Raw genomic sequence first — 12,738 nt, forward strand, 5'->3', positions numbered from 1 at the left:
GGCGGCCTCGCCGTCGTCGGCACCGGGGTTGTCGGCACCGGGGTTGTCGGCACCAGGGTTGTCGTCGGCACCGCCCGCTCAGCGGCGCTGGCTCAGCGGCGCTGGCTCAGCCGCGCTGGCCCTGGTCGGCCGCGGTGCAGGCGCGCGCCTCCGGCGCGCCGCTGAAGTGCGGCTCCGGCGCACCGAACAGGCCGAGCAGCCCGGTCACCCACAGCTGCCGGTGCACGAACCGGCTGGGCTCGGTCACCGCGAGCTTCACGCCGCTGACCTCGGCCATCTGGAAGCCGCCGACCATGGCGCTGATGCCGACCGAGTCGATGAAGCCCACCCGGCGCATGTTCAGCTCGATCCGGGATGGCCGCCCCTTGGCCAGTACACCTGCGACCGCCTCGCGGACCTCGAATGCCGTATCGACATCGATCTCCCCCACGGGTGAGATTTCCACGATGCCACCGGGCAGGATCGACGTGCTGATCGACAGGCTCACGCGAGCACCTCCACTCGCCCGTACCGGGCGCCTCTAGTACGCGGGCCGCGACCGAGCGTATTCCTCCCCGACGCCGGGTCGCCACCCTTCCGGCGGAGCAATCTAAGCCGCCGGCGCGAATTACCCCCGCATTTCGGGGCAAGTCGCCCAAACATTCCCACCATTGGGCAGCCCTTCCACCCGCTGGCCCGGGCTCCCACCCTAGCCGCTGCCGGCCGGATCGCCACCCGAAAACCGGTCACCGAGCCCACGATCAGGGCGGATGTCCCCAGACGTAATGTTCGCCACCCAAGCTTCCCCGGCGACGGCCCGGCCACGGCCCGGCGACCGACCGAACATGCCTGCCTCGTGCTGCTACCCTTACCCTGCGCAGCCAGCGGCTCCGCCATGATCGCGAGTTTGCCACCAAGCGTGCGCGGGCACCTCGGATGCAGCAACCGCAACCGCGCCGAACAGAACGTTTCTGTCCGAAGTGGTCAGCGAACGTTCGGCAGCCGAGGAGGACACCGATGTTCGGAAGCAACCTGCTGGACCGCCGGAGCAGGACCGAGCGAATCGCCGACCAGGCGTGGGATCACCTGGTCGCCGCGGTCAACTCGGCGGGCGAGACGATCCGGGACACCGCACTGGACACCGCCAGGTCGGCGAGGTCGGCCACCGCCGGGCTCACCGACGATGCGCGGGACCGGGCGGGATCCGTGGCCGACGAGGCGTGGCAGCGGGCCAGCCTCGCGTTCGACGCGCTCTCCGGGCGCCGCTCCCGGCTGCCCTGGACATACCTGATCGCCGCCGGCCTCATCGGCGCCGCCGTCGGCTGGGCCGCCGGCACCGCGGCCCGGGCCGCGATGGCCCGGGACAACGCGACCCTCGGCGCGGGCGACGAGGTCGAGTTCGTCGACGTGGACCGCCCCGGCTCGCCGGCCTCCAACAACTGACCCGCCCGTCCCGGACGCGGCGCCCGAGGGTCCGAGGCGGCGCCCGGGCGCCTCAGCCCGGGCGCCTCAGCCCGGGTGCCTCAGCCCGGGCGCTCGGCGCCGGACGACGGATCCGCCGGCTCGTCGCTGTGCACCGACGGACTCACCGGCGGCGATGACTCGCCGCCGTCGGGGTCCTGGGTGGGCGCCGTCCGGGTCGGCACCGGTTCGGCCGATCCGCTCTGCGCGGGATCGGTCGACGGGTCCGACGCCCCGGCGGGTTGCGTGGTTGCCGCCGTACCGCTCGGGCTCGCTCGGGCGGATGAGGCGCCGATCGGCCCGGGGGTGGACGCGGCGGTGCCGGACGGAGCCGAGGTCCCGGCGAGTACCTCCGGCTGGTCCGGCACCGGCCGACCGCCGCCCTGACCCGGTGGGTCCGCGCCACTCACGCCCTGGTCGTCCGGCCCGGACGGCGGGGTCGGGGACGGAAAGCCCGCCGCCGGCACGGTCGGCGGATACGTCACCGGCCGGGTGACGGTCACCCGGGGCCGGTTGGGTTCCGGTCCCAGCGGTCGGGACAGTTGCGCGCCCACCCAGAGGGCTGGCCCGAGACCGACCACCACGATCCCGGCGAAAAGGCCCGTGGCCTGCCGGTCCATCGTCACCTCCCGGCCGTCCGGCAGCGACGCTCGGCCGCTCAGCGTTGCACTCTGATCACCGAACGCCACCATCGTGCCATCACGCGGCCGGTAGCCCTATCGTCCTGGCGGACATCCGACCGCGGCCCCTCTTGCCGACGCCGCGCCCGTCCCGATCGGACACCTCACCCCGTCCCCGCCGGACATCCGCCCGCCCGTCCGGTTTCCGCCTGTGCCGCCGGATTCCCGATGTGCCGCCGGATTCCCGGAGTGCCGCTGGATGCCCGGAGTGCCGCTGCGTTCCCGGTGTGCGCTGCGTTCCCCGTGCGCGCGCTGTGTTTCCGGTGTGCCGCTGCGCTCCGCCGGCACCCGCCGGGCCGGCGCGGCCCGCGGGCCGGTCATCCGGGGTGGGTGAGGCCGGTTCACCGCGGCCGGCGCGACGATCGGAGGTGCGCGGGTGGGGCGTGCCCGGCCCGCGCCGGCCCGCGCCACGCGGTGCGGGACGTCGCCGCCGCGCCCGGCGCGGCGCCGACCCGGAGGGAGCCGAGTGATGGTCACCACGATGGCTCGCAACGACGAGGCCATTCAACGGAACATCCTGGCCGAACTCGACTGGGATCCCCAGGTGCGGCCGAACGAGATCGGCGTGACCGTATCGGACGGTGTGGTGGCGCTGACCGGATGGGTGGACAGCTACGCCCGGAAATGGGCCGCGGAACGCGCGGCGCACCGGCTTTCCGGAGTACGGGCGGTCGCCAACGACATCGCCGTACGGCTGTCGACCGCCACCGGGCGCACCGACGCCGAGATCGCCACCTCGGTGACGCGGGCGCTGGAGTGGGACGCCTTCATCCCCGCCGACGGGCTCAGCGTGACCGTGGCCAACGGCTGGGTGGTGCTGCGCGGCGAGGTCGAGTGGGAGTACCAGCGCCGCGCCGCCGAACGCTCGGTCCGGCGGCTGACCGGCGTACAGGGCCTCACCAACGGGATCCAGGTCCGGCCGCGGGTCCGGCCCTCGGCCGAGGAACTGCGGCACCGGCTGGTGACCGCCCTGGTGCGGACCGTCTCGGCGGACGCGCAGCAGTTGGGCATCGAGGTCGACGACGGCACGGTGACGCTGCGCGGCACGGTGCGGTCCGCACTCGAACGGCAGGAGGCCGAGCGGGTGGCGTGGTCCGGACCCGGCGTCGAGGAGGTCCGCAACGAGCTGGTCGTCCAGGGCTGATCCGACCCGGCCGGGTGATCCCGGCCATCCGGAACGGACCAGCCCTCCAGTCCTGACGAGCTTGCGGAGGTACCGCCATGAGTAGCACTCCGCTCCAGGTCACCACGGGCCGGCTGCGCACGCCGGTACACGAGAACGACCACGCCCGGGGTCCGGTGGACGCCGCGGTGACGGTCGTGCAGTACGCGGACTTCCAGTGCCCGCACTCCGGGGCGGCCGCCCGGAACCTGCGGGATGTGCTGCGCCAGCGGGCCGACACGGTACGCCTGGTCTACCGGCACTTCCCGGTGGTCAACGTCCATCCGTACGCCGAGATGGCCGCCGAGACCGCGGAGGCGGCCGGCAGCCGGGACCGGTTCTGGGAGGTGCACGACTGGCTCTTCGACCACCAGGAACAGCTCGACCCGGTGCACCTGTCCCTCGGCGCGCAGCAGGCGGGCGTGCCCGTGGACGCCGTCTCGGACGAGGTGAACGCGCACCGCTGGCTCGACCGGGTCCGCGCCGACTTCGTGGGCGGCATCCGGGCCGGGGTCAACGCGACGCCCACGTTCTTCGTGAACGGGGCCCGGCACGAGGGCGGATACGCACTGGCCGACCTGCTGACCGCGGTGGATGCCGCCGCCGGGCCGTGACCGGTCCGCCGTCGCGCGTCGACGGGGTTCCCGGCAGGTGAACGCGGGGCCCTCCCGGCAACGGGAGGGCCCCGCGCGCTGCCCGCGGCGGCTGCCGCGCAGAGCAGATGCAGCTCACAGCAGATGCAGCTCGCGCGCCCGGCGGACGGCCTCGCGGCGGCGGTTCGCGTCGAGCTTGCGGTAGATGTTGCGGACATGCGTCTTGACGGTGTTCACCGACAGCGACATCTCGCTGGCTATCTCCACGTTGGACAGGATGCTCTGCAGGTAGCGCAGCACCGTCAGCTCGCGCTCGGTGAGCGGTTCGCCGAGCGCCGCGGGCGCGGCCGGCGGCCCGGCGGCCGGGGCGTGTCCGTCGCCGCGCAACAGCTCGTCGAGCATCGGCCAGTGCGCCGTCCCGGCGTCGCGCTGTTCGGCGAGCAGTTCCCGCACCGGCGGGTTCGAATGGGTGAACACGAGCCGGTAGCCGTCCGGTTCGGCGAGGTCGAGGACCCGCTCCACGATCCGGCCGGCCCGCCCGCCGGACGCCGGGCGCCCGCCGCCGGTGTGCCCGTCGCCGGCCCGAGCCGCGAGGGCCGCCAGCAGCCCGGCGGCCAGCCGGACCGGCATGGGCCAGCCGGCCGCGGCCGGCGCCTCCCAGTCCGGCAGCGTGCGCGCGGCGGCACCGGGATCGCCGGCCAGCAGGTGCACCCGGGCCAGCGCCACCGCGAGCGGCGGCGCCGGCTCCCCGGCCACCTCGATCGCACCGACCAGCAGCGACCGGGCGGTGTCCAGATCCCCGTTCGCGCTGCGCAGGTCGGCCTCGGCGGCCAGCAACGCCGGTTCGACAAGCGGGGCCGGCCGGCCCGCCAGGTGTTCCCGGCCCCGCTGGAGGGCCTGGAACGCACCCACCGGATCGCCGTCGACGGCGCGCAGCCGGGCCCGGACCAGCTCGGCGAGGGCCGCCAGCACGGGCTCGTCGCCCGGTTGCCGGGCGCCGTCGGCCAGCGCGAGGTGGGCGGCCGCCTCCGCCGGCCGGTCCCGCTCGGCCGCCACGACCGCCTGGGCCAGGTACGCCGGACCGCAGTCCGCGGCGGTCCGCCGGTCCCGGCAGGCGGTGGAGCCGACCGCGGTACGGGCGTCCTGTTCGGCGGCCCGCAGCGGGCCGCGCACCGCCCGGACCAGCGCGAGCCGCGCGGTGGCCACCAGCTCGGCCCGGTCCAGTCCGGCCCGGCGGGCGTCGGTACGCGCCGCGGCCAGGTCGGCCTCCGCGCCGGCCAGGTCGCCCTCGCCGAACCGCACGGCGCCGAGCGCCGTACCGCCGAGCGCGCGAGCGCTGGCCGCCGGGTCCGGGCCACCGTGCGCACCACCGTGCGCAGCAGCGTCCAGCACCGCCGGCCCGACCGGCCCCGCCGGGACCGCCGACCCCGCCGGCAGCACCCCGGCCGGCCCCGCCGGGGCGATGCCGGCCGCGTCCAGCAGTGCCCGGGCCTCCTCGGCCACCCCGGCCGGGTCGCCGGCCAGTTGCGCGGCGCCCAGCCGCAGTGCCGCGAGGACCACCGGTACGGGCAGCTCGTGCGCACCGTCCCGGCCGGCCGCACCGGGTCTGACCGCGGCACCGGCCCGACCCGCGATCAGCCCCAGGGTGGCCACCACGGCCGCCGGGTCGCGTTCGCGCAGCCGGTCCGCCGCGTACGCCAGCGCCAGTTCCGGCTCGACGCCGAGATCCTCCGGCGGCGGCGGGGCCGGCACGCCCGGATCGCCGGTGGCGACCGCGGGGATCAGGTCCGGCCAGTGGTCCCGGAGGATCCGCCGGGCCAGCGCCGGCGCGTCGGCGGTCAGCGCGTGCCGCAGCGCGTCCGCCGGCCGGTCGTGGCCGGCCGCCCAGTCGGCCGCCCGGCGGTGCAGTTCCCGCACCTCGGATCCGGGCAGCCGGGCCAGTTCGGACCGGAGCAGTCCGGCCAGCAGCCGGTGGCACCGCCAGGTCGGCGGCCGGGTGCCCAGCGGGAGCACGAAGCCGGTGCGCTCGGCCCGGTCCAGCAGGTCCTCGGCGTCGGGGCCGTCGAGCGCCACGAGCAGGTCGGCGGAGAGGCATGCGGCGACCGCCGCGCGGCGCAGCGCGTCCCGGTCCGCCGCGGGCAACCCGGCCAGCACCTCGGAGCGCAGGTAGTCGGCCACGCCCGGGTCGTCGCCGTCGAAGCCGGCCGCGTACCCGTCCGGATCGACCCGGTCCCGCAGCGCCAGCGCGGCCAGCCGGAGGCCGGCCGGCCACCCCTCGGCGCGCTCGACCAGATCCGCCACCCGGTCCGCCGGCAGCCGCAGCCCGTGCGCGGCCAACAGCCGGTCGGCCTCCTGCGGGGTGAACGCCAACTCGGCCACGCCCAGTTCGGTCAGCTCGCCGCTGAGCCGCCAGCGGTGCAGGCCGAGGGCCGGATCGGTGCGGGCGGCCAGGACCAGCCGAAGCCGGCCGGCGCAGTGCCGCGCCAGCCGGTCCAGTCCGTCCCACAGGTCCGGGCCGGCGTGGTCCGCGTCGTCCAGCACCAGCACCACCGGTTCGCCGTGCCGGGCGACCGCGCCGGCCAACCGGTCCAGCGGGTCGCCCGCGCCCGCCGGGCCGGCCTCCAGCGCCGTGGCCAGGTACGCGCAGACGCGGTCGGCGGAGTCCGCCGGCTCCAGGGTCAGCCAGACCGGGCGCCCCGGCCACCGGCCCGCCCGGTACCACGCGCTGAGCAGCACGGTCTTGCCCCAGCCCGCCGGCGCGCGGACCAGGGTGACCGGCCGGGCGGCACCGGTGTCCAGCAGTTGGTGCAGGCGCGGCCGCTCGACCAGGGTGTCGGGCACGGGCGCCGGGTCGAGCCGGCCCGCGGGCAGCGGCGGCGGGGCGGTCACGGTGGGCAAGTCCTGGGACACCTGCGGGGTACCTCCTCCGGTGGCGGGGAACCGGTGCCGTCCGCACCGGTGGTGCCGGCCGGACGGGTGCGGCGGATTACCCGGCCGGAGCCGGTTCACCCCTTGCGGACGAGCCCGGGTGACGGTGAGCCGGACCGCGCGATCGATGGCACACTGCGGGGATGCCCAGCGACCGCCCGTACGACCTCGTCCTCTTCGGCGCCAGCGGTTTCACCGGCGGGCTGACCGCCCGCTACCTGGCGCGTACCGCCCCGGCGGGGTTGCGTTGGGCACTGGCCGGGCGTAACCGGGACAAACTCGCCGCCCTGCGCACGGAGCTGGCCGCCGGCGACCCGGCGCTCGCCGACCTGCCGCTGCTGGACGCCGACGTCACCGACCCGGCCGCGCTGGGCCGGCTGGCCGCCGAGGCCCGGGTGCTGGCCAGCACCGTCGGGCCGTACCAGCGTCACGGCGAGCCGCTGGTCGCCGCCTGCGCCGCGGCCGGCACGGACTACCTGGACATCACCGGGGAACCGGAGTTCGTCGACGAGATGTACCTGCGGCACCAGGACACCGCGCTGCGCACCGGCGCCCGGCTCGTGCACGCCTGCGGCTTCGACTCGGTACCGCACGACCTGGGCGCCTACTTCACCGTCCGCCGGCTGCCCCGGGACGTACCGATCAACCTGGCCGGCTATGTCCGGGCCGGCGGTCGCTTCTCGGCCGGGACGTACCACTCGGCGCTGCTGGCGGTCTCCCGGCGCCGGCAGGCGGCGGCCGTGGCCCGCAAGCGCCGCCGGAGCGAGCCGGCCCGGCCGGCCGCCGGGTCCGCGCGCTGCCGGGGCGGCCCGGCCGGGTCGCCGAGCTGGGCGTCTGGGCGCTGCCGATGCCCACCATCGACCCGCTGGTGGTCCGCCGGTCCGCGGCGGCCCTGCCGGCGTACGGGCCGGAGTTCAGCTACTCGCACTACGTGGCGGTGCGCCGGCTGCGTACCGCGGTGGCCGGGGTGGCGGCGCTGGCCGGGGTCGCCGGCCTGATCCGGATGCCCGTGACCCGGAACTGGCTGGCCGGGCGGATGACCTCCGGGCAGGGGCCGTCGGCCGCGCAGCGGGCGAAGGGCTGGTTCAGCGTGCGGTTCGTCGGCCACGGCGGCGGGCAGCGGGTGGTCACCGAGGTCAGCGGCGGGGATCCCGGGTACGACGAGACCGCCAAGATGCTCGGCGAGGCTGCGCTGAGCCTGGCGCTGGACGAGTTGCCGCCGACGGCCGGGCAGGTCACCACGGCGGTGGCCATGGGCGACGCGCTGACCGCCCGGCTGAGCGCCGCCGGGATCGGGTTCCGGGTGCTGGACCCGCCGGCCGGGTCGGCGCACCCGCCGGCTTGACCCTCGACCCGGTCGAGGCCCCAGGATCCCTGGCTGTGGAGAGGACGATGCACAGCATCGGCGAGCTGTCCCGGGCCAGCGGCCTGTCGGTCAGCGCGCTGCGGTTCTATGACGGCGCGGGCGTACTGGTCCCGGCCGTGGTGGATCCGCACACCGGCTACCGCTGGTACGCCCGGCGGCAGCTCGGTCCGGCGCGGCTGCTGGCCGGCCTGCGCCGGGTCGGGATGCCGCTGCCGGAGATCCGGACGGTGCTGGCCCGCTGGCCGGATCCGGACGCCGTCGTGCCGCTGCTGGATGCGCACCTGCGCCGACTGCAGGACGGTCTCGCCGATGCCCGGCTCGAACTCTCCCGCGTCCATGCCCTGCTGATCCGCGAGGAGAACCCCATGTCCACCCGATGCACCGTGCGCGCCAGCACGTTGGCCGCCGCCCTCGACGCCGTCCGCTTCGCCGTCGGCACCGATCCCGAGCTTCCGGCGCTGTCCGGCGTGCGGCTGGAGGAGACCGACGACGGGTTGCGACTGCTGGCCACCGACCGCTACCGGCTGGCGATCGCCACGGCGCCGGTGCTCGGCCGGTCCGGCCCGCCGATCCGGGTAACCCTGCCGGCGGCGCTGGTTGACGAGGTCCGCGACCGGCTCGGCGGCCGGACCGATGGCCGGCTCGGCGGCCGGACCGGCGACCGGACCGGCGGCCGGTCTCCGGCGCCCGAGGACGAGACCGACGACGAGGTCGTGGTCGAGGTGGCCGATGCGGAACTGTCGGTCACCGTGGCCGGGCACCGCGCGACCGGCGGCGCCGTGGCGGGCGAATGGCCGGACCTGACCCGGGTGCTGCGCGACGCGTCCCCCGGGCCGCACCGCCGGCTGGCCGTGGACGGAACGGCGCTGCGGGCGGCGGTGCGCTCCGGCCGGGCGCTGGTGCGCGAGCACGACGGCGTACCGCGGGAGATCGTGGTGCTGGCCCCGGACCCGGCCGGCGGCGTCGCGGTGTCCGACCCGCACGCGCCGGGCCCGGGCGAGACGATCGCGCTGGACCGGGAGTTCCTGCTGCAGGCCCTGGACGCCGGTGGACCGGGCCAACTGGTCCTGGAACTCGACAACCCGGTCCGCCCGCTGGCCATCCGGTCGGCGACCGGACCGGGCTACTCGGTGCTGATGCCGGTCCGGCTGTAGCGGCGACCGGCGGGGCCGGCAGGGGTCCGGGGCGGGCACGGGGGTCCGGGGACCGGCACGGCGGTCCGGGGCGGGCACGGCGGTCCGGGGCGGGCACGGCGGTCCGGGGCGGGCACGGCGGTCCGGGGGCCGGCGCCCGCACGATCGAATTCAACGTTCGTTGACATCTTCTCGGCTCGACGGCTATCTTTGTCAACAGTCGTTGGCAAAATCGAGGGAGGGGTCATGAACGTCGATGCAGAGGTGATCGTCGCCGGTGCCGGCCCCACCGGGTTGCTCCTGGCCGGGGACCTCGCCGCCGCCGGGGTCTCCTGCACGGTGCTGGAACGGTGGGCGCACGAGTCGAACCTGACCCGGGCGTTCGCCGTGCACGCCCGCACCCTGGAGCTGTTCGACGCCCGCGGCCTGGCCGAGGAACTGCTCGGCACCGGCCAGCGGCTGCGCCGGCTGCGGCTGTTCGGCCGCGCGCAGCTCGACCTGGGCCGGCTGCCGTCCCGGTTCCCGTTCGTGCTGGTCACCCCGCAGTACCACACCGAGGCGGTGCTCAGCCGGTGGGCCACGAAGCAGGGCGCGCGGATCGAGACCGGCGTCGAGGTGACGGGCGTCGACCAGGACCAGGACGCGGTCCGGGTGACGGTGGGATCCCCGGCCGGCCCGCGCACCCTGCGGGCGCGGTACCTGGTGGGCGCCGACGGGGTACGCAGCACCGTCCGGACCGCCCTGGGCATCGACTTCCCCGGGAACGCCGCCGTGCGGTCGCTGATGCTGGCCGACGTGCGGCTCGCCGAGCAGCCGCCCGAGGTGCTGTCGGTGGGCGCGGACGGCCGGGCGTTCGCCTTCCTCGCACCGTTCGGCGACGGCTGGTACCGCGTCATCGCCTGGGACCGCACCCACCAACTGCCGGACAGCGCTCCGGTCGAGCTGGCCGAGATCGCGGCGCTGACCCGGGAGGCGCTGGGCACCGACTTCGGCATGCACGACGCGCGCTGGCTGTCCCGGTTCCACAGCGACGAGCGGCAGGCCACCACGTACCGGTCCGGCCGGGTGATGCTGGCCGGCGACGCGGCGCACGTCCACTCGCCCGCCGGCGGTCAGGGCATGAACACCGGCCTGCAGGACGCGGCGAACCTGAGCTGGAAGCTCGCCGCCGTCCTGCACGACACCGCTCCCGCGGCGCTGCTGGACACGTACGAGAGCGAGCGGTATCCGGTGGGTACCCAGGTGCTGCGGACCAGCGGCGCCCTGTTGCGGGCCGTCACCGCCGGCCCCGGGCCGCGACTGCTGCTCCGGAACCTGGTGGTCCGGCTCGCCGCGGGCATCCCGGCGCTGAACGACCGGCTCGCCGCCCGGGTGTCCGGAATCGCGACCCGCTATCCCGCGCCGCCCGGCGCCCACCCGTCGGTCGGGACCCGGGTGCCGGACCTGCCGTTGAGCGGGCCGGACGGTACGCCGCAGCGGCTCTACGAGGCGCTGCGCGGCGGCCGGTCCGTGCTGGTCACCGCCGCACCGGTGACACCGCCGCCGGGCTGGGCCGGGCGGCTCACCCCGGCGGTCCGCGCCGACGGCCTGCCGGCCACCCTGCTGGTACGCCCGGACGGCTACCTGGGCTGGGCCGCCGACGGCCCGGCCACGCCGCCCCCGGCCAGCCTCTCGGCCGCGCTGCCGGGCTCCTCCAGCGGTTCGCTGAGGTAGCGCTGGAGCGTGGGGCCGATCATCCGGCCGATCGCGGCCGGCGTCATCCCGACCACCGGCGGCAGCCGCAGCAGGTAGCGGCAGAGCGCGAGCCCGAGCACCTGGGTGGCCACCAGCCCGGCCCGCCGGGGCGCCTCCGCCGGCGGCACCACCGCGGCGATCATGCCGACGAGCTGGCGGCGGAAGATCTCCCGCACCCGGTCGGCCGCCGCCGGGTTGGTGGCCGCCGAGCGGAGCAGCAACGCCAGCGCGTCGTCGTGCAGGTCGCCCTCCCAGCGCCGCACGAAGTGCTCCGCCAGCGTCCGGCCCCGATCCGCCGGCGGCACTCCGACCAGGTCGGGCAGCGCCAGATCGGCCGCCAGTGCCGCGTCGAAGAGCCCGTCCTTGCTGCCGAAATAGCGGATGACCATGGACGGGTCGATGCCCGCCGCACCGGCGATCGACCGCACGCTGGCCTTGTCGTACCCGAGGTCGGTGAACTGCCGCCGGGCCGCCGCGAGGATGGCCAGCCGGGTCCGGTCGGACTTGCGGACCGGTCGCGAGCCCTCCGCCCGCATCAGCCGCGCCGCCCCGGCGTCCCCCACCCGCTCACCCGGGCGATGCTATAGCCTCGCCGGCCGGCCCGGCGGTCGCCCGCGCCCAGCGCCGGGCACTACTCTCGGGCCGTGACCTACCTCGCCGCGCCCGGACGCTACGAAACGATGACCTACCGCCGGGCCGGCCGCAGCGGCCTGTGCCTGCCCGCCCTCTCGCTCGGCCTGTGGCACAACTTCGGGCACGGACGGTCCCAGGACCAGCAGCGGGAGATCCTGCTGCGGGCGTTCGACCTGGGCATCACGCACTTCGACCTGGCGAACAACTACGGGCCGCCGGCCGGCTCGGCGGAGGAACGGTTCGGCCGGGTGCTCGCCACCGACCTCGGCCGCTACCGCGACGAACTGGTCGTCTCCACCAAGGCCGGCTACCGGATGTGGCCCGGCCCGTACGGTGAGTGGGGCTCCCGCAAGTACCTGCTCTCCTCCCTCGACGCGTCGCTGCGCCGGCTCAAGCTGGACTATGTGGACATCTTCTACCACCACCGGCCGGACCCGGACACTCCGCTGGAGGAGACGATGTCGGCGCTGGACGCCGCCGTCCGGTCCGGCAGGGCGATGTACGCCGGCATCTCCAACTACTCGGCCGAACAGACCGCGCGGGCCGCGGCGATCCTGCGGGACCTCGGCACGCCGCTGCTGATCAACCAGCCGTCGTACTCCATGCTGAACCGGTGGACCGAGCGGGACGGCCTGCTGGACACCCTCGCCGAGGTCGGCGCCGGCTGCATCGCGTTCAGCCCGCTGGCCCAGGGTGTGCTCACCGACCGCTACCTGGACGGCATTCCGGCCGATTCCCGGGTACGCACCAGCGAGTTCCTCTCCGAACGCGACCTCGACGCACCGACCATGACCGTGGTCCGCGAACTCACCGAACTGGCCGCCGGGCAGGGCCGTACGCTGGCGCAGCTGGCGCTGGTGTGGGCGCTGCGGGACACCCGGATGACCAGCCTGGTCATCGGCGCGAGCAGCATCGAGCAGTTGACCGCGAACGTGGACGCGCTGGCCGACCCCAAGCTCTCGCCGGACGAGATCGGCGAGATCGACCGCATCCTCCTCGGCGGCTGACCGGCCGCGGCGGGCGGCCGACCCCACAGGTCCGATTTCCGCGACCCCAACGGCGCCCGTGC

At 76.0% G+C, this 12,738-nt stretch carries 10 protein-coding genes and 1 pseudogene; 7 read left to right on the forward strand and 4 right to left on the reverse strand.

What is annotated here, in order from left to right; translation table 11 throughout:
* Positions 1-106: 106 nt before the first annotated feature.
* Positions 107-487, reverse strand: a complete 381-nt coding sequence (locus tag CIK06_RS21435) for an STAS domain-containing protein (protein ID WP_095566318.1) — start codon at positions 485-487, stop codon at positions 107-109.
* 509 nt (positions 488-996) lie between these two features.
* Here CIK06_RS21435 and CIK06_RS21440 point away from each other — a divergent pair.
* A complete protein-coding gene (locus tag CIK06_RS21440) occupies positions 997-1,422 on the forward strand; it encodes a hypothetical protein (protein WP_095566319.1) in 426 nt (141 codons plus the stop codon).
* Between the two features lie 80 nt (positions 1,423-1,502).
* Here CIK06_RS21440 and CIK06_RS21445 read toward each other — a convergent pair whose 3' ends face one another.
* A complete protein-coding gene (locus CIK06_RS21445; protein ID WP_095566320.1) occupies positions 1,503-2,132 on the reverse strand; it encodes a hypothetical protein in 630 nt (209 codons plus the stop codon).
* A 454-nt stretch (positions 2,133-2,586) separates the two neighbouring features.
* On the opposite strand from CIK06_RS21445, the gene CIK06_RS21450 reads away from it, so the two are divergent.
* Positions 2,587-3,264 carry a BON domain-containing protein gene (locus tag CIK06_RS21450; protein ID WP_232533776.1) on the forward strand — a complete coding sequence of 226 codons (678 nt, stop codon included), beginning with the start codon at positions 2,587-2,589 and terminating at the stop codon, positions 3,262-3,264.
* A gap of 77 nt (positions 3,265-3,341) precedes the next feature.
* The gene (locus CIK06_RS21455; protein ID WP_095566322.1) at positions 3,342-3,896 is read left to right on the forward strand and encodes a DsbA family protein; all 555 of its coding nucleotides are present in this window, start codon (positions 3,342-3,344) and stop codon (positions 3,894-3,896) included.
* A 114-nt stretch (positions 3,897-4,010) separates the two neighbouring features.
* On the opposite strand, the gene CIK06_RS21460 is transcribed toward CIK06_RS21455, so the two are convergent.
* Complete coding sequence (locus tag CIK06_RS21460; RefSeq protein ID WP_095568020.1) at positions 4,011-6,785, reverse strand: LuxR C-terminal-related transcriptional regulator; 2,775 nt, start codon at positions 6,783-6,785, stop codon at positions 4,011-4,013.
* A 161-nt stretch (positions 6,786-6,946) separates the two neighbouring features.
* Between CIK06_RS21460 and CIK06_RS21465 the strand changes: the two are divergent.
* From CIK06_RS21465 to CIK06_RS21475, 3 genes and pseudogenes are all read left to right on the forward strand, one after another.
* Positions 6,947-8,148: pseudogene (locus CIK06_RS21465) on the forward strand (trans-acting enoyl reductase family protein).
* Between the two features lie 47 nt (positions 8,149-8,195).
* Entirely contained in the window at positions 8,196-9,323 is a 1,128-nt protein-coding gene (locus tag CIK06_RS21470) for a MerR family transcriptional regulator (protein WP_095566323.1), read from the forward strand.
* A 225-nt stretch (positions 9,324-9,548) separates the two neighbouring features.
* Positions 9,549-11,015: an FAD-dependent monooxygenase gene (locus CIK06_RS21475; protein WP_095566324.1), complete on the forward strand. Its 1,467-nt coding sequence runs from the start codon at positions 9,549-9,551 to the stop codon at positions 11,013-11,015.
* Here CIK06_RS21475 and CIK06_RS21480 read toward each other — a convergent pair.
* Complete coding sequence (locus CIK06_RS21480; protein ID WP_232533777.1) at positions 10,922-11,599, reverse strand: TetR/AcrR family transcriptional regulator; 678 nt, start codon at positions 11,597-11,599, stop codon at positions 10,922-10,924. The two genes, CIK06_RS21475 and CIK06_RS21480, sit on opposite strands and share 94 nt — an antisense overlap.
* A gap of 117 nt (positions 11,600-11,716) precedes the next feature.
* Between CIK06_RS21480 and CIK06_RS21485 the strand changes: the two genes are divergently transcribed.
* Entirely contained in the window at positions 11,717-12,676 is a 960-nt protein-coding gene (locus CIK06_RS21485) for an aldo/keto reductase (protein ID WP_095568022.1), read from the forward strand.
* Positions 12,677-12,738: the final 62 nt, after the last annotated feature.

The organism is Plantactinospora sp. KBS50 (assembly GCF_002285795.1).
Classification (GTDB): Bacteria; Actinomycetota; Actinomycetes; order Mycobacteriales; family Micromonosporaceae; genus KBS50.